The sequence below is a fragment of the Paenibacillus sp. FSL K6-1096 genome, assembly GCF_037977055.1.
GTDB lineage: Bacteria > Bacillota > Bacilli > Paenibacillales > Paenibacillaceae > Paenibacillus_AQ.
The window spans coordinates 6,003,196-6,019,333 of sequence record NZ_CP150274.1 but is presented as its reverse complement, the minus strand read 5'-3'; the positions used below and the strand labels follow the sequence as shown (position 1 = coordinate 6,019,333).

Sequence of the window (16,138 nt, the reverse complement as noted above, 5' to 3'; positions counted from 1 at the left end):
TCATGGCCATGCGCCTTAATCCAGCAGCGTCGGCGAGAAGTCCTCTTGCCAAGGCAGACCGTGCTTATTCAGCGCCTCCATGAACGGGTCCGGATCGAACTCTTCAACGTTGTAGACGCCCGCTTTGTTCCAGATGCCCTTGATGATGAGCATTGCCCCGATCATGGCAGGAACGCCGGTAGTGTAAGAGATGGCCTGGGAGCCAACCTCTCTGTAGCACTCTTCATGGTCGCATACATTGTAGACATAGTAGGTCTTCGGCTGGCCATCCTTCGTACCCTGAATGATGCAGCCGATGTTGGTCTTACCCTTGGTTCTAGGTCCCAGCGAAGCCGGGTCAGGCAGAATTGCCTTCAGGAACTGCAGCGGGATAATCTCCTTGCCTTCATACATAATCGGCTCGATCGAAGTCATGCCGACATTCTCCAGCACCTTCAGGTGAGTCAGATAGTTCTGCGAGAAGGTCATCCAGAAGCGGATTTTCTTCACGCCAGGGATATTCACAGCCAGCGATTCCAGCTCTTCATGGTACAGCAGGTAGATGTCCTTCGGACCGATCTCCGGCAGGTCGTAGACCTTTTTCTCAGACAGCGGCGCAGTTTCAATCCACTCACCATTCTCGAAGTAACGTCCGTTCGCTGTGATCTCGCGGATATTAATCTCAGGATTGAAGTTGGTTGCGAACGGGTAACCATGGTCACCGGCATTCGCATCGACAATGTCAATCGTATGAATCTCGTCAAAATAATGCTTCAGCGCATAAGCAGTGAATACGCCGGTAACCCCCGGGTCAAAGCCGCTGCCGAGCAGCGCCGTAATGCCGGCCTTCTCGAAGCGCTCCTTGTACGCCCACTGCCAGGAATATTCGAATTTCGCAGTGTCCTGCGGCTCATAGTTCGCTGTATCTACATAATGCACTCCTGTAGCCAGGCAGGCATCCATGATCGTCAGATCCTGGTAAGGGAGAGCCACATTAATCACGACATCCGGCTGGAAGCTCTTGATCAGCTCAATCACTTCTTCCGTGTTGTCAGCATCCAGCTGAGCCGTCGAAATCTTCGTCTGGCCCCCGTCCAGCTTCTCCTTCAGAGCATCGCATTTCGCCACTGTACGGCTGGCAATGCAGATCTCTTCGAATACATCCGGGTTCTGGCAGCATTTATGAACAACAACGCTCGCAACACCGCCAGCGCCAATAATTAACGCTTTTCCCAAAATAATAACCCCCTAAATTTGCTTAAAGTTATTAGTTATTAGCCTTATTGCTCTGGAACTGGAACAGGCTACATCCTATGAAAAATCAACAAGGCTGATTATACAGAAACTTTCTCAATAAATCAATAAATTCCGACAAAAAATGAGTAGTTCCGTGTAAAATCCGCAGTTTTCTGCATTAATACTCTGTCATTCACATGATTACACGTAATTCCTTCGTTTTCCTGCGATTTCATCTCTAATAAAACCCGAAGTTTCATTAGCACACCGGCTCACAAGGCCAACCGGATAATTATATCACAGCGGCGCGGTTGTTCAACTTTTTTATTTTAAATTTAAGCAGGCCAGCCATTATGCAAATGATCCGCATTATATTAACTTACCCTTTTTTCATTTCCTTTAACGATTATGTTCCATCCAGGGACCGCAGTTTCGACGGAGGATGTCCGCTGAGCTGCTTGAAGGCTTTGCTGAAATGAAACTCATCGCTGTACCCGCAAGCGGCCGCAACCTCCTTCAGGGTTAGCCTGGTGTACAGCAGCTGCTTCTTGGCGTGCTCATAGCGGATTTCACTTAGATATTCTTTGGGGCTCTTGTGCAGATACCGCTGAAAAAGACTGCGTGCATACGAGCTGGATACACCGTAGCGCAATGCCAGCTCACGAATCTGCAAAGGTTCACTGTAGCGCCGTTCAAGCTCCTCCTTCATCCGCACAAACAGCTCATACCCCTGTCCCCGGTCGGGATGGCCGCTATCCTTAGCTTGAAATAATTCATATATAAGCTGATAGAGCAGCGCCTGCGTCCTGATCTGGCTTCCGGAGCTTCCGGGCACCCAGCCGGCGGCAATCCGGCGGAACAGCTGGCCCAGTGCTCTCCCCCTCTCCCCTCCAGGCGTCATAAGGAAGGGCAGCGGAAGTGTATGCAACGGCTGGACCCTCCCCTGATTGTGGGCAGAAGGCGACAACGTATACAGCGAGAGCAGGATCATAGTGATCCGCAGAGGCTCCAGGCCTCCGCTGCTCATCTCCATGGACAGCCCCGGCCGCAGATAGAACAGCATATCCGGCGACACAAGATGCTCCGCTTTCTCTGTCCGGAAGGCTCCCTCGCCCTCCTGTATCCAGTACAGGCTGTGTACGCTTGTATTCTGACGGATATCCGTCCAGTGCGGGAAGGTCGTCTTGTCATGAATCCAGTGGATGTCCATCACCAGATTCTGCGGAATCTCTTCCATCTGCAGCGCCTCCGTTCTCCGTATGCATGTTGATCGGGAGTGGAATTTTGAAGCGTTTTTGACATGGCATTTCTGTTCATTATACCATGCCACTTCCCTGCATTCATTGCTACACTTAGGGCATTAACGACTGGATTCATGAAGGAGAGATGTTAGATGGATGAACAGCAATCCGCCTCAGTACAAGCAGTGGATTACATGCCCTGGATTGGCCTGTCCGAGGAAGAACAGCATAAGCAGGCGCTTCACCAGCAGCAGCTCGCTGCGGATTATTCCTGCAGCTTCGGGGAGGCCTGTTTTGTCTCGCCGCAAGCAATCGTGCTGCCGGACCGGCTGCAGCTCGGAGACCGGAGCTACATTGCCGGAGGCGCTATTGTCCGCAGTACGCGGCTAGTCACGGGCAGCGACTGCTCCATTAACAGTTATAGCGTCCTGTCAGGCGATATTACCATGGGGAATGGCGTGCGGATCGCTTCTCATGCCAGTCTATATGGCTTCAATCACGGCTACGCAGTGACGGATATCCCTGTTTTCCGTCAGCCTCTGACGGTTAAGGGAATCGTTATCGGCGATGATGTGTGGATCGGGGCGGGAGCGGTTATTCTTGACGGGGTGCGGATCGGCTCGCACAGCATTGTTGCGGCGGGGGCCATCGTGACCCGCGATGTACCGGCTTACAGCATTGTCGGGGGCAATCCGGCCAAGCTGATCCGCAGCCGTCTGCCCGGGGATACAGGGATAGCTGATCATAAAGAGGCTCCCGCTATCCTATATGGACAGCTGGAGCAATTCGGCAAGCAGGTGCAGGAGCAGCTTACTCCCCTGCTGGAATTCTACTCCGACACGATGGAGGGAGAGAAGCTGTTCCGGGACCGGCCGGGAGCGGGGCGGACGGTACGGGCCTACTGCGATGCTGTGGAGATCGCTGCAATGTTCGGCAGCCTGCCGCCTGGCTGGACGAAGGAAGAGCTGATCGCCACCCTACAACAGTTCCAGGATAGCCGGACCGGATTATTGCCTGATCCATGGTCTCCGCCCGGGCCGGAGGATCAGCCGGAGCTGTTAACGGACCACCTCTCGCGTTATCATCTTCTCGCTGTAGGCTACGCTCTTGAAGTGCTGGGCGCTGCTCTGCCTCATCCCGTTACTGCCATCGGGAATATGGATACCTTAACGCTGTATCAGCAGCTTGATCGTCTGCCGTGGGCGGAGAATGCCTGGGGTGCCGGCGACTGGATCGATTGCTACGCTACCGGCCTCTATCATAATCTGCAGTCCTTCGGCTCCGGCAAGCGCCCGGATGATCTGTTCGGCTGGCTGGCGACGCATTGCCGCCGGGACTCGGGGCTGTGGGGTCTGCCTACTGCGGAGGAGGGCTGGCTGCAGCCGGTGAACGGCTTTTACCGCCTTACCCGCGCAACCTACGCCCAGTTCGGCCTGCCCCTGCCGTATCCTGAGCGCACCATCGATACGGTGCTGGCTCACAGCCGGGACCGCCGCTTCTTCCGCCAGGAAGCGCTGAATGCCTGCAATGTGCTGGATGTTGTTCACCCGCTCTGGCTCTGCCTGAAGCAGAGTGATTACCGGCAGGCGGAGATCCGTGCCTGGGCCGGGAAGCTGCTCGGGGAGGTGCTGCCCTTCTGGGTCCCCGGACGCGGCTTCGCCTTCCAGCTATCCCGGCAGCAGGACACCGGCCTGCAAGGCACCGAGATGTGGCTGAGCATTATCTGTCTGCTGGCGGATCTGTGCGGGTTAAGCTCAGCGCTTGGCTACTCCCCCAAGGGAGTTCACCGGCTGGAGCCTGCTTTCCTGTTGCCGGTCTAAGCGGGACTAGCGTCCACAAGGCAGCCAGAACTTACGCCCATAAAGTGGAAATGGCTTTGCCGTCCTTTCGACGGTACCGTTTCAGCGAGAAATAGAAGGAGATTAAACGGATGAATGGGATTACCCTCGTGCTAACACAATGTATACTGTTTTTCGCATACATTTGAGCCGTGCGCCGCGTGCCACCGCAATGTATGCTGTTTTCCGCATACATTCGGGCCACAAGCCCCGTGCCCACCACAATCTATGCTGTTTTTCGCATACATTCGGGCCACAAGCCCGTGCTCACCACAATGTATACTGTTTTCCGTATACATTCGGCCATACGCGACCATATGCGGGCTCTACGAATCATTCGAAGAACCCCCCCCGTCGTCTTCGCTCGTTCTGAGCAGAGATGACGGGGGTTTGTACGCTTTTACATGCAGCTCCCGATTATTGCCCGAAGCCGACGCGAGGACGCTCGCGTTCCTTGGTCTGCAGCTCTACCGCCCGGATCGAGGTAATGGGAATATAGAGGGTCTGATATTCCGTGCGGTATTTCACGAACCGGTCATCCAACGCCTCCAGTACGCCTCCTCTGACACTTGTGCCATCCAGACAATGAATTGCGACTTCCTGGCCTTTCAATGCTTCCAGCATCTTCATCGTTCCCCTCTCCTATAAATTAGTGATGATGGTGTCAATAATCCCGTATTCACGGGCTTCCTCGGCTGACATAAAGTAATCCCGGTCCATGTCCTTCTCCACCTTCTCGGCCGGCTGACCGGTACGTTCTGCTGTGATCTGGACGATCTTCTGCCGGATCTGGAGAATGCGCCGCGCGCTAATCGCAATGTCGCTCGCCTGCCCCTGCGCGCCGCCATGCGGCTGGTGGATCATGATCTCGCTGTTCGGGAGTGCGGATCTTTTGCCGGTGGCTCCGGCCAGAAGCAGCAGCGAAGCGAACGAAGCGGCGAACCCGGTGCAGATCGTGTTCACCTGCGGCCGGATGACCTGCATCGTATCATAGATGCCAAAGCCCGCCGTCGTCGAGCCTCCGGGGCTGTTAATGAACATCTGGATATCCTTCTCCGGCTCTTCCGCCGCCAGGAACAGAAGCTGGGCGATAATGCTGTTCGCCAGCGCGTCATCGATCGCCGCACCGACGAACACAATCCGGTCCTTCAGCAGCCGGGAATAAATGTCATACGACCGCTCTCCACGGGCCGTCTGTTCAATTACATAGGGAATTACACTCATTGTACTGCGCCTCCTCTGACTCTCTAAGTGTGATTTGGTGTAGATACCCTGTAGACGGATCAGAGAGGCCATAAGATACGGAGTACGGTCCATGGACTGAAGCTGCGGGAGGGCGTACCTTTTACAATGAGCTGTTCGTTTATATAATAGAAGCAACTGAATTCCCGTGAAGGAGAGGGCCGCCATGATGATTGCTGACCATCACCGCATACCGGAACCCACACTTATGAATAGAGAAGATATGAATAGAGAAAACCTTCAGGAGCTGGGGGCTGCATTATACCGGTATTGCCTGTCGCTGACCCGTTCCGCCTTCGAGGCCGACGATCTCGCCCAGGAGACCTGGGCCAAAGCGCTCGCCTACCGCAAATTCACCGCCAGCCCCAATCCCGAAGCGCTGCTGCTGCGGATTGCCCGGAATACCTGGATTGATCACATCCGCCGCACCGCCGCGCTGACCCGTGCAGTAGAGCGTTCGGGAACAGGAGCAGCTTCAGCTGCCACAGAGGCGGTGCAAGGAGATCTGACTGAGATCGAGCTGATCTTCCAGGCCCTGCTCGCCTATCTTACGCCGCTTCAGCGGACCGCGCTGGTGCTGAGGGATGTGCTGGGCTATTCTGCCGCCGAGGCTGCCGGACTCCTGGACACCACAGAAGGAGCCGTCAAAGCAGCGCTGCACCGCGCCCGCCTAGCTCTTGTAACGGTGAGGGAGGAGTTAGTCACGCAAGAGGGGCCTGCCCTGCCGCAGGATGCAGATTACCGGGCGTATCTCCATGCGCTGGCCCAGGCCTATGAGCAAGGGCAAATTCCGGTCATGCTGGAGCTTCTCCGCCAGGAGATCGCCCAGACTACAGCGTGCGCTATAAGTACTTTTACCGTACAGGCCGTGTATTCAGGCAATATGTTCATGTCCAATTCCAATGGAAGCTCTGCCTACGCAGAAATGCGGATGGCTGCGTAATGATGAAGCCTTGAGCTGCGAATTCTTAACATCCGACTATAGGAGTGTGATCTGATGAAGAAGAAGGTGCTTGTGCTTGGAGGAACGAGATTTTTCGGCAAAAGGCTGGTGGAGCTGCTGCTTCACAGCCAGGATAACGAGGTGACTCTGCTGACCCGGGGCAGGACCGCTGATCCTTTCGGCGACCGGGTTACCCGGCTCACTGCGGACCGGACTGATGAATCGGCGTTTGAGCAGGCTGTAGGCGATGCCTATTGGGATATCGTGTATGATAACATTTGCTATTCACCAGAGGAGGCTGCGGCGGCGGTGCGGATTTTCGCAGGGCGGGCCAAGCGGTACATCCTCACTTCCAGCTTGTCTGTGTATGATGCGCAGCCGGAAGCGCTAACTGAAGCTGACTTCGATCCAGTGCATTACCCGGTGAGATCGGGCGGAAAGACAGAAATTAGCTACCAGGAGGGCAAAAGACAGGCCGAAGCCGTTCTCCTGCAGAGGGCAGACTTCCCGGTGGCGGCGGTACGGTTCCCGATTGTGCTGGGGACGGATGACTATACGCGCAGACTGCATTTTCACATCGAGCATGTTCTGGCCGGGCAGCCGGTCGGCATTCCGAATCCGCAGGCGAAGATCTCCTTCATCCGTTCGGATGAAGCGGCGGAGTTCCTGCACTGGCTGGGCCATGAGGGCTCTGCTGTGACCGGCCCTGTGAACGCCTGCTCGGACGGTACACTTACGATAGGCGGTGTGATGTCCATCATCGAACGGGTGACGGAGCGCAATGCGGTTGTCCAGAGCGAGGCTGCGGACGGGGATCAGTCGCCTTTTGGCATTGAAGAATCGTGGTACATGGATACGTCAAAAGCCCGCAGCGCGGGCTTCAGCTTCCTCTCCTTATCCGAATGGTTCCCGGAGCTGGTTGCTGTGCTGAACCATTCAATTCGCCAGCAACAGTAGCTCCTCCCCCCGTTCCTTTGTGATCTCCGCTGCGGTAGGGCTGGCAGCAGGCTCCGCGTGAGCTGCTGCCGCAGCCGGGATTCGGAACACCTGAATCTCCCGGAACAGCCGCTGCGAGATATCATGAATCTCCCCGGCCTGCCGGGCGATGCTCTGGATCGCCTGATCCTGCTGGGAGCTGGAGGCATTAACCTCCTGGACTCCAGCCGCCGTCTGCTCCGCTACAGCCGCTACCGCATGTACCGATTCGGACAGCCGTGAATGGATCGTGCGGGTATGCTCCACCTTCTGGTGAATCTGCCCGATCTGCGCGCTGATGCCGGTAATCGACTCGTCGATCGCTGCAAAAGAAGCCAGCGTCGCCGTCACCTGATCATCCTGCTGCTCCAGACTTCCCCGCGTCTCCAGCATGTATTCCCGGAAATCCGCCATGCCTGCCTGCAATTCCTCAATAATCCGGCTGATATGCACGGAGAATTCATTCGTCTGTACGGACAACTGCCTTACTTCATCGGCAATCACAGCAAAGCCCTTGCCGGCAGCTCCCGCCCTTGCCGCCTCAATAGCGGCGTTCAGCGAGAGAATATTGGTCTGCTTCGAGATCTCCGTAATCGAGTTCGTAATCCGCGAGATATCGCTGGACTGCTCTACAAGCTTCTCCAGGGCACCATACACCTTGCTGACCGACTCGCGGGACTGCTCTGAGGTCCGGCGCAGCGCAGTGACGGTATCGGAGCCGAGCTGCCGGTTGCGGTCCGCCGCCTTGCTGGTGGCCAGCATAACATCCGTATACTCGGTAATATCCCGCACGCCACCCTCCAGCTCCAGCAGCAGGTGTGTGTTCTGCTCCGACTGGACCGCCTGCTGATCCGCCCCCTGCGAGATTTCCTGAATGGTGCGGACAACCGTCTGGTTCGTCTGCGCGGTCACCGCTGAATGCTGCCGGAAGGATTGCGAATAATCGGCCAGCGCCCCCGCAGCGGACAGGGTTTGCCGCAGCATTTCCCGCACCCGGCCCACCATATGGTCGAAATGATGGCTGAGCTGTCCAAGCTCATCATTGTACGGCGAGTTAATCTGCTGCCGCAGGTCGCCGTCCGCGATCTGCCGGAGCGCAGCCTGCAGCTTGCGGACCGGCGTCAGGAACGAGCGGGTCAGCAGCCAGGCGAGCACCAGCATAAATAAGGCTACGCCGATCGCGGCATAGACTACAATAGAGACTGTATCCTCCAGCAAGGTGAACGAGACCTCCTGCGCTTGCCCTGCATTCCTGGCAGCTGCGGCGTAAAGCTTCCCGTTCGTGTTCAGCATGTCCTCATTCAGAGCAAGCGCCTTCGTATGTATGCCATCTATTTTCTCCAATACCGTCAGCGGATCAAGGGTCTCGTCCGACATCGTGCCGGCCAATTCCTTGATGAGCTCCCCGTATTCAGCAGCCTGTCCCGCCAGTTGCCCAAGCATGGTATACGCAGGCGTGCCTTTCTCAAAATTCACCTTGGCAAGCTCAGCCGACATCTGCCGCTGCTTCTCCTGCACAGTCTCTGCCTGCTCCAGATCACTGGATTCTGCGAAGGCGGTCTCCGCCCGGTTCAGCTCCTGCAATTGCTGGGTGAGTGTGGAGACCGTAATCCGGTTCTCCATTTCGCTCTTTTGCCGTTCCATGGACTGCTCCACCTGATTAATCTTGTACCCCTGGTACACCGCCACCCCCAGAAAGATGAGTGTAATGGCTGAGAAGCTGAGGATGAGCTTCCATTTCATCGATAAATGCAGCGGGTTCCCCTTCAAACGTATCATCCCTTCATATCAAGCTTGATTTGGCAATAGGTATATCTTGCTAATAACCCCATTGTAGAAGCCTGATATTAACTGCTCTCTTCAGTTATGTATGCCGGGTGTAAAGATGATAAAGCGGCAATTCTCATTTTCTTTTAACACAGACAGGGTACAATAGAGTTACTTCTGTTTATGCTTCTAACTAGGAGGAATGATCATGCCCAATATCTGGATGCATCTTGAATACGGACAGCAGCTGGCAGAGGAGTTCAGCGGCCGCTTTCCATTTCTTACACTCCTGGAACAGCAGCAGCAATTGTACAATCTCGGGTGTCAGGGGCCGGATTTCCTGCTGTATCACAGCTTCCTGCCCTGGAGCAAGGACACCGGGGCGCTGCGGCTCGGCGATCTGATGCATACCGAGAGCTGCGGGCCTGTGCTTATAAATTTCTGGCAGGCTGCTCTCTCGCTCGAAGGGGCGGAGCAGGCGCAGGCCCAGCTATATTTTCTCGGCTTCCTGACTCATCATCTGCTGGACCGGAACCTCCATCCTTATATCAACTGGAAGGCAGGCTACAAATACCGGGATCATCAGCGGTTCGAAATCGATCTGGATACGTTGTTCATGAGCCAGCGCCGGGCGTTCAAGACCTGGAAGAACCCGGCCTGGTCGCGGATTGATGCGGGCCGCCGTCTGCCCGAAGCAGTGCACCGTATCCTTCACGCTACGGCGCTTCAGCATTACCCGGAGGCGATGGACCGCCTGACCGCCGGGATCTGGCAGAGCGCCTACCGGGATATGGTGCTGGCCCAGCGGTGCCTCTACGATCCGTTAGGCTGGAAGAAGGCGATCACCTGGGGCCGGACGCGCCGGATGTTCTCCCGCAAGCTGACCGCCCGCGAAGAGCGTCTGGATTACCTGAATGAACGGCACGCGGAGTGGCGGCATCCCGCCCTCTATTCAGAGGTCCGGACCGAATCGGTGTGGGAGCTGTGGGAGGCGGCGCTTGACGAAGGGCGGACCGTCCTTGGCGCGCTGGCCGATTGGCTCGAATGCGCGGGCTCGGCTGCTGCGGAGCGCAATGCTGCGGAGCGCAAACTCGGCGCGTTCGCCGCGGTGTTGGGCAACCGTTCATACGACACCGGCAAGGATTGCAGCCTGAATCTGCACAACCAGTACGCGGACCCGATCTGGACCAGCCTGCCGGGCGGATGAGAGCGGAAATTGGTTCATACGCCCAGCTTACAGCGGGTTCGGCGGAACATCCTCAGACGGCGCCGGGGGGACCACCTCCGGCGAGTCCGGCGGAGTGATTTCAGGTGTCTTCTCCGGCACCACCTCCGGTGGAATCACGACCGGCTCCGGGAGAATATCCGGCTTCACATCGGGAACAACCTTCGGCGGAACCTCTGGCGGCAGCTCTTTGTCCATACTCCATACCTCCTTCATTCCTGATACCCTAGTATACCCACTCTGCCCCGCCTTGAACAATTCCGCTGGCAATGCAAAGTCAATCAAAATCTCGGAATTCACACCGCCTGACGCTGCCCGCATCCATATGCTGTTTCCAGTCACAAGCATTCCTGCTGCTGCGGGAGTGCTTACAAATTTGTTCACTTTTTGTCACCACCGCTCTATTGACCGTTGGTATATTGACTTATATTATACACTTATACAAGCAACCCAAAAATTGGAATCCGGTAAGGCGGTGACCCATGAACTCTGCAACCACCATACGCAGTCATCTGGAGGCCTATCTTGACGCCCGGCACATGTCCATTAACCAATTCTCCGTGCAGTCCGGTATCAACTCCGGCACATTAAGCCGTCTGCTCAGCGGCCAGCAGCCTGTGGCCATGAATCATCTGAAGCTGATCACCAGGGGCATGAAGCTGCCCGAGGATTATTTCTATAGCATGTACATCGATGAATGCTTCCTGTATTCGGCGCCTACCTGGCGGAGACTGCGCCCGTTCATCCTGAGCTGTGCGGAGCTGGGGCGGCTGGACTGCATTGAGCTTGTCGTGAAGAATCTGCTCGATAATCTGATCTATGCGCCGATGCTGTTTGAAGTAGCGGAGGGATTATTTGAGGAGAACCAGTGGCAGGCCGCAGCCGTACTCTACAAGAATGTAAGCGCAAGTGAGAAATATCAGCATTCCGAACGCCTGGCCATCTGCCAGTACCGTTTGTTCCGTATTGCCCTCGGTGACAGCCAGACACTGAATCTGCAGGCGGCGCTGCTGTTCGAATGTTATATTAACCGGCTGGAGGTGCCGGACCAGCTGGAGGGTCTGAAGCACCTGATGCATGTCTATTACTCGCTGCACAAGTGGGACAAGGTGGACGAGCTGGCCCGGGAGATGCACCGGCTGGCCACACTCAGCTATCAGCATCTGCACCGTTCCGTGCGGAGAGAGAAGCATGACAAGCCTCCGGTGAAACCGCTTTTTTTCTATATCCTATATTCATATCTGATGCGCGCCAGTGTCTGTGAGGAGTACGGCGATTATGCAGCAGCGCTTAGTTATGTATCCATGTATCTGGACCGGAGCTGGGTCATGGAGACGGGGGAAGAAGCCAACACCATTCTGGCACAGTTTCAGGAGTGGGGCACCGCCAATACGATGCTCTACCGGATGATGTCCGGTGATGCGCAGGTGCTGGATGAATACGTGGAATATATCGCTCCCCATGCCAATGAGATTTTCGTAGCCCTGTACAATATTATGATCTCAGCCAACCGCTTCTCCTGGAATGTGGACCACATCCTCAGCCGCTTCTCTTCCTACATACCGTACCGGACGAATCTGAGAGATTTCGGACTGCTGCACAATGAGCAGATCCTGGCCGACCAATATTCTACTTTTCTTGCCGAGCTGGCTGTGTATTACCTGCACCATCACCGCAGAGAGGGGATTGAATTCATCCTCCAAAGCCTGCAATCCGCTGCTAAAATAAAAAGCGAGAGCATAATCATTAAGTGTGTCAACTTGTTTGAGCAGCACCGGCAACTGGCAAGCGGGGAAGAGAAGGAACAGTACAAACTTCTGATTGGTGAGGTGCAGAGTTTCAATGACAAAAAGATGGATCATGCTTTGGGTTACGTGTAGTTTAGCTTCAGCACTGGTTATCCCTTATGGCGGGAATACAGCATTCACAGCAGAGCCTGCGCTGGCTGTGGTTGAGCCTGCGGGACATGGTACCGGAAATGGCTGAAGCATGAAATGACGCTCCCGGGGCAGGGAGCGTCATTCTTTTTGGAGCACCACAGGGAATGAGCTCCTCTTACTGCTTATGCCCGCCCGCAGCGCCGGGTGTCAATGTCGCCCTGATCTGCTCCTTCTGCGCGCTCTTCGCTTGTCTCTTCTCCGTTTGCGGTCCTTACGGCCGGTGATCAGACTATAAATGAAATCAACAAGAAGCTCAAATATGAGAAACAATCCCCCACCTCCCGTCCTCTGTAACCGAATTGCCGTCAGCTCTTCCTGCTCTACTCTATCTCTTCAGCCCGCCCAGGCTGGCCCCCGGTGCAAACACCCGCTCTATCCTGCGCTGCACCTCCGGGTCCGGAATCAGCGGCGGCGCCTGATGCGGCTTCACCCGGGCATCGATAATCACATTGTCACAGGACCAGTGCTTATGCTCCACCCTGCTGTTCACCCCATGGATGTCATGCGAAGGATTGCTGCGGGTGAAGGTGGCCCACAGGAAATTGTTCAAATGCTCCGACAGGAAGCTGCTGTCATCGCACAGAATGATCATCGGACAGGAGTCGAGCGGCCCCTCAGCGGCAATGGCGGCGCTCAGGCCGGCGATCTCCTCCACTGCGGCAGCGTAATCGGCGAACGGCTTGCCCTGCAGCGCCACGATTCCGGGTATAATCATCGCTGCCGGACCCCAGTCCGCTCCCAGCCGCCGGAGAACCTCAGGCACCTCTGTACATAAGCACCGTTTCTCCTCACCCACTGCCGCGAAGACGACCTTGCTTCCGCTGTTGATGCCGGTGCCGGAATAATCCAGCGTATCTATGGTCGTATTCGTCTGAAAATGAATGTCGCGGTGCAGATTGATCCGCTCCAGAATGTACGTCAGGAATCCGGGAATATCATGCGTGCTGACCGGCTTGTCCTCTTCTGCGGTAATGAAGAGATACTTCGCCAGGCTAAGCTGGCCGGTGCCAAGAATCCGGTTAGCCATCGTCAGCAGCTCTGCCGGCTGCTTCAATTGCTGGTAAGGCGTGTACCTTTCGCTGCCGATCGCGAAGAGCAGCGGGTGTACCCCGGAGGCGTCCACGGCATGAACCTCCTTCACGCCGGGAATCTCCGAGCGGATCGCCCCGCCGGTCAGCTCATGGATAAGCTCGCCGAACGCGGTATCCTCCTGCGGCGGACGGCCGACCACCGTGAAGGGATAGATTGCCCCCTTCTTGGCATAGACCTTATGGACTCTCATCACCGGGAACGGATGGGTCAGGCTGTAGTAGCCCAGATGGTCGCCGAACGGACCCTCCGGCTTCGTCTCGCCGGGATAGATCTCACCGGTGATTACGAAGTCGGCATCGCTGCTGATGCAGAAGCCGTCTGCATAGGTATAGCGGAAATGGCGTCCGGCCAGCAGCCCGGCGAAGGTCATCTCGCTCAGCCCCTCCGGCAGCGGCATGACCGCGGAGAGGGTATGCGCCGGGGGCCCCCCGATGAAGCAGCTCACCTTCAGCGGCTCACCCTTCCGGCTGGCGTGGGCCTGATGAATCCCGATGCCGCGGTGAATCTGGTAATGGACGCCTACTTCCTTATTGATCTCGTAGTCGTTGCCGCTAAGCTGAATACGGTACATTCCGAGATTGGAGTTCATAATCCCCGGCTTATCGGGGTCCTCCGAATACACCTGCGGCAGCGTAACGAACGCCCCGCCATCCCCCTGCCAATGCTTGATCTGCGGAAGATCGGAGATCTGTATCTCCTCGAAGCCGGCGGGTACAGCTCCGCTCTTTTTGATCGGCAGTGCTTTTCTCGCGGCAAGCGCGGTTCCGACATACCGGAATGGCTGCTTCAGCGCCTTCATGGGGTTACTGCGCAGCGCGATGACTGCCTGGGAGGATTCCCAGGTATCGCGGAAGATGAACTTGCTGCGCTCAATTGTGCCGAACAGGTTCGAGACTGCACGGTACTTCGAGCCCTTGACGTTCTCGAACAGCAGCGCGGGGCCGCCTGCCTCATAGACCTTCATATGGATGGCCGCCATCTCCAGATGCGGGTCCACTTCCTCATGTATACGAATTAAATGCCCGTGCTTCTCCAGGTCAATAATACAGTCTTCCAGATTGCGGTATGCCATGCTTCTACTCCCATTCTGCTTAAGAATATGAACCTCTTTATTATCAATGAGCACGCCCGCGAGGTCAATCCGGCAATGGTCAGCCCACAGTTCCGCCGGGAGAGCCCGCTGCATGACAAAGGCTGCACCAGAGGGCTTCAAGCCTCTCCGGTACAGCCTCTTCCTGAATCCTTAACTCATTGTCCGGTAAATTCAATCTCATCGTAATCATAATAGGCCTGGAGAATCTGCTCCCGGTCATCCTGGAACAGCTGGTCGGCCACCCCGGCTACCAGCCTGGGAATCGCGTTGCGCAGCCCGGAGATTGCCGATGCCGACAACCCGCAGCTGGCCAGAGCGGAATAATTGAAGACGAATAATCCGTGCAGCAGCCTGCGGCCCTCCTCATCCCGGGACTGAAGCGCGAATCCCGGACTCAGGTACGGATGGGCATCCAGCAGCGGATTCCCGGCTCCGTCAGGGGCTGTGTAGCGGTCGCTCCAGCGGGCGATATGAGCATCAACCAACTGCAGCTCCGGCCTTAGCGCCGGGTCGCTGACCAGCCCGGTGCTGATGATCAGATAATCGAACCTGAATTCGCCGGAGGGGGTGGTCACGACCGCCTCTTCCCCGGCCGCCTCTGCCTTAAGCCATGGGGAGCCGAGATGGAGCCGGAAGCCGGGCCACGCTGCCGCACGCGCGAAGGTATCATTGGTCGGCGGCTGATTATAATGGAAGAAATGCGAGATCACCTTGTATTTGTCCTCATCCGCCAGGGTGTGGAACCGTTCAATCATCCCCGAGCCCTCCATCTGGCGGATCGGATTCACGCCCGGCAGCTTCGGGCGGCGGACGAATACCTGCGCCTGAGCCGCCCCTTCGCTCAATGCGAAGTTGGCATTGTCGAAGGCGGATGCCCCGCCGCCGAGAATCCCGATCCGCTTGCCGCGAAGGGCAGCGAAGTCGATCGGCTGTGAGGTATGGGCGTACAGCCGCTCCGGCAGCCCGCCGGCAATCATCTCCGGGACATGCCACCGTCCCCCGCCCTGGATGCCGGTGGCAAGGATCACCTTGCGCGCCAGCAGCGGGCCCGGCGGAGCGCCCGCCCCCGCCACCTGCAGGCGGTAAACCCCGTCGCCGCCGGGTTCAACCAGCAGCAGCCGCACCTCGTTCATGACCGGCAGCTCCAGCACCTTCCTGTACCAGCGCAGGTAGGCCATCCACTGGCCGCGCGGGATTTTGTCCACCTCACCCCAGGCTGCTGCCCCATGCTGGGCCTCCCACCAGGAGCGGAAGGTCAGGGACGGAATCCCCAGATCGATGGAGGTCAGGTGCTTCGGCGTGCGCAGTGTCACCATCCGGGCGTAGGTCTCCCATGGCCCTTCCAGCCCGTCCGGGTTCTCATCGATGACCAGCAGATTGGAGATCCGCTCCCGCAGCAGGCCGAACGCCGCACCGAGCCCGCTCTGCCCGCCGCCCACAATCACCACATCATAGACATGACCTTCCGCATGCACCAGCGGGCGCACCCAATCTGCGCCGCCGTAGGCAAGATAGGACAGATCTGTTTTCACACGTTCATTCAAGGCTTCCAGGCTCATCATCCCTC

The 16,138-nt window shown here is 56.8% G+C and carries 13 protein-coding genes; 5 read left to right on the top strand and 8 right to left on the bottom strand.

All coding sequences use genetic code 11. The features are described from left to right. Window positions 1-15: 15 nt before the first annotated feature. Both MHI24_RS26495 and MHI24_RS26490 read right to left on the bottom strand, forming a co-directional pair. On the bottom strand, window positions 16-1,215 hold the full coding sequence (locus tag MHI24_RS26495; protein ID WP_340022542.1) for a saccharopine dehydrogenase family protein: 1,200 nt from the start codon (window positions 1,213-1,215) through the stop codon (window positions 16-18). A 406-nt stretch (window positions 1,216-1,621) separates the two neighbouring features. Beyond that, window positions 1,622-2,452: an AraC family transcriptional regulator gene (locus tag MHI24_RS26490; RefSeq protein WP_340022541.1), complete on the bottom strand. Its 831-nt coding sequence runs from the start codon at window positions 2,450-2,452 to the stop codon at window positions 1,622-1,624. A gap of 156 nt (window positions 2,453-2,608) precedes the next feature. On the opposite strand from MHI24_RS26490, the gene MHI24_RS26485 reads away from it, so the two are divergent. Further along, a complete protein-coding gene (locus MHI24_RS26485) occupies window positions 2,609-4,276 on the top strand; it encodes an acyltransferase (RefSeq protein ID WP_340022540.1) in 1,668 nt (555 codons plus the stop codon). Between the two features lie 435 nt (window positions 4,277-4,711). Here the strand turns inward: MHI24_RS26485 and MHI24_RS26480 are convergent, their stop codons facing one another. Both MHI24_RS26480 and clpP read right to left on the bottom strand, forming a co-directional pair. Then, window positions 4,712-4,924: a hypothetical protein gene (locus tag MHI24_RS26480; RefSeq protein WP_340022539.1), complete on the bottom strand. Its 213-nt coding sequence runs from the start codon at window positions 4,922-4,924 to the stop codon at window positions 4,712-4,714. Window positions 4,925-4,936: 12 nt separating this feature from the next. Continuing rightward, the gene (gene clpP / locus MHI24_RS26475; protein ID WP_340022538.1) at window positions 4,937-5,518 is read right to left on the bottom strand and encodes an ATP-dependent Clp endopeptidase proteolytic subunit ClpP; all 582 of its coding nucleotides are present in this window, start codon (window positions 5,516-5,518) and stop codon (window positions 4,937-4,939) included. 241 nt (window positions 5,519-5,759) lie between these two features. Here clpP and MHI24_RS26470 point away from each other — a divergent pair, with 241 nt between their 5' ends. Both MHI24_RS26470 and MHI24_RS26465 read left to right on the top strand, forming a co-directional pair. Beyond that, entirely contained in the window at window positions 5,760-6,479 is a 720-nt protein-coding gene (locus MHI24_RS26470) for an RNA polymerase sigma factor (RefSeq protein ID WP_340022537.1), read from the top strand. Window positions 6,480-6,533: 54 nt separating this feature from the next. After that, complete coding sequence (locus MHI24_RS26465; protein WP_340022536.1) at window positions 6,534-7,436, top strand: NAD-dependent epimerase/dehydratase family protein; 903 nt, start codon at window positions 6,534-6,536, stop codon at window positions 7,434-7,436. Here the strand turns inward: MHI24_RS26465 and MHI24_RS26460 are convergent. Next, window positions 7,416-9,224 (bottom strand): methyl-accepting chemotaxis protein, encoded by a 1,809-nt coding sequence (locus tag MHI24_RS26460; RefSeq protein ID WP_340022535.1) that lies wholly within the window; start codon window positions 9,222-9,224, stop codon window positions 7,416-7,418. The two genes, MHI24_RS26465 and MHI24_RS26460, sit on opposite strands and share 21 nt — an antisense overlap. A 205-nt stretch (window positions 9,225-9,429) precedes the next feature. Here MHI24_RS26460 and MHI24_RS26455 point away from each other — a divergent pair, with 205 nt between their 5' ends. Beyond that, window positions 9,430-10,428 carry a zinc dependent phospholipase C family protein gene (locus MHI24_RS26455; protein WP_340022534.1) on the top strand — a complete coding sequence of 333 codons (999 nt, stop codon included), beginning with the start codon at window positions 9,430-9,432 and terminating at the stop codon, window positions 10,426-10,428. A gap of 27 nt (window positions 10,429-10,455) precedes the next feature. Here MHI24_RS26455 and MHI24_RS26450 read toward each other — a convergent pair whose 3' ends face one another. After that, a complete protein-coding gene (locus MHI24_RS26450; protein WP_340022533.1) occupies window positions 10,456-10,644 on the bottom strand; it encodes a hypothetical protein in 189 nt (62 codons plus the stop codon). 284 nt (window positions 10,645-10,928) lie between these two features. On the opposite strand from MHI24_RS26450, the gene MHI24_RS26445 reads away from it, so the two are divergent. Next, window positions 10,929-12,326 (top strand): helix-turn-helix transcriptional regulator, encoded by a 1,398-nt coding sequence (locus MHI24_RS26445; protein ID WP_340022532.1) that lies wholly within the window; start codon window positions 10,929-10,931, stop codon window positions 12,324-12,326. 385 nt (window positions 12,327-12,711) lie between these two features. Here the strand turns inward: MHI24_RS26445 and MHI24_RS26440 are convergent, their stop codons facing one another. Together MHI24_RS26440 and MHI24_RS26435 are read right to left on the bottom strand one after the other, a co-directional pair. After that, complete coding sequence (locus MHI24_RS26440; RefSeq protein WP_340022531.1) at window positions 12,712-14,550, bottom strand: UbiD family decarboxylase; 1,839 nt, start codon at window positions 14,548-14,550, stop codon at window positions 12,712-12,714. A gap of 176 nt (window positions 14,551-14,726) precedes the next feature. After that, entirely contained in the window at window positions 14,727-16,130 is a 1,404-nt protein-coding gene (locus tag MHI24_RS26435) for an NAD(P)/FAD-dependent oxidoreductase (RefSeq protein ID WP_340026800.1), read from the bottom strand. Between the last annotated feature and the right edge of the window lie 8 nt (window positions 16,131-16,138).

Coding starts and splice junctions, on each gene's coding strand:
- MHI24_RS26445 (WP_340022532.1), top strand. CDS start 10,929: ATGAACTCTGCAACCACCATACGCAGTCATCTGGAGGCCTATCTTGAC.
- MHI24_RS26485 (WP_340022540.1), top strand. CDS start 2,609: ATGGATGAACAGCAATCCGCCTCAGTACAAGCAGTGGATTACATGCCC.
- MHI24_RS26435 (WP_340026800.1), bottom strand. CDS start 16,130: ATGAGCCTGGAAGCCTTGAATGAACGTGTGAAAACAGATCTGTCCTAT.
- MHI24_RS26470 (WP_340022537.1), top strand. CDS start 5,760: ATGAATAGAGAAAACCTTCAGGAGCTGGGGGCTGCATTATACCGGTAT.
- MHI24_RS26480 (WP_340022539.1), bottom strand. CDS start 4,924: ATGAAGATGCTGGAAGCATTGAAAGGCCAGGAAGTCGCAATTCATTGT.
- MHI24_RS26455 (WP_340022534.1), top strand. CDS start 9,430: ATGCCCAATATCTGGATGCATCTTGAATACGGACAGCAGCTGGCAGAG.
- MHI24_RS26465 (WP_340022536.1), top strand. CDS start 6,534: ATGAAGAAGAAGGTGCTTGTGCTTGGAGGAACGAGATTTTTCGGCAAA.
- MHI24_RS26450 (WP_340022533.1), bottom strand. CDS start 10,644: ATGGACAAAGAGCTGCCGCCAGAGGTTCCGCCGAAGGTTGTTCCCGAT.
- MHI24_RS26490 (WP_340022541.1), bottom strand. CDS start 2,452: ATGGAAGAGATTCCGCAGAATCTGGTGATGGACATCCACTGGATTCAT.
- clpP (WP_340022538.1), bottom strand. CDS start 5,518: ATGAGTGTAATTCCCTATGTAATTGAACAGACGGCCCGTGGAGAGCGG.
- MHI24_RS26440 (WP_340022531.1), bottom strand. CDS start 14,550: ATGGCATACCGCAATCTGGAAGACTGTATTATTGACCTGGAGAAGCAC.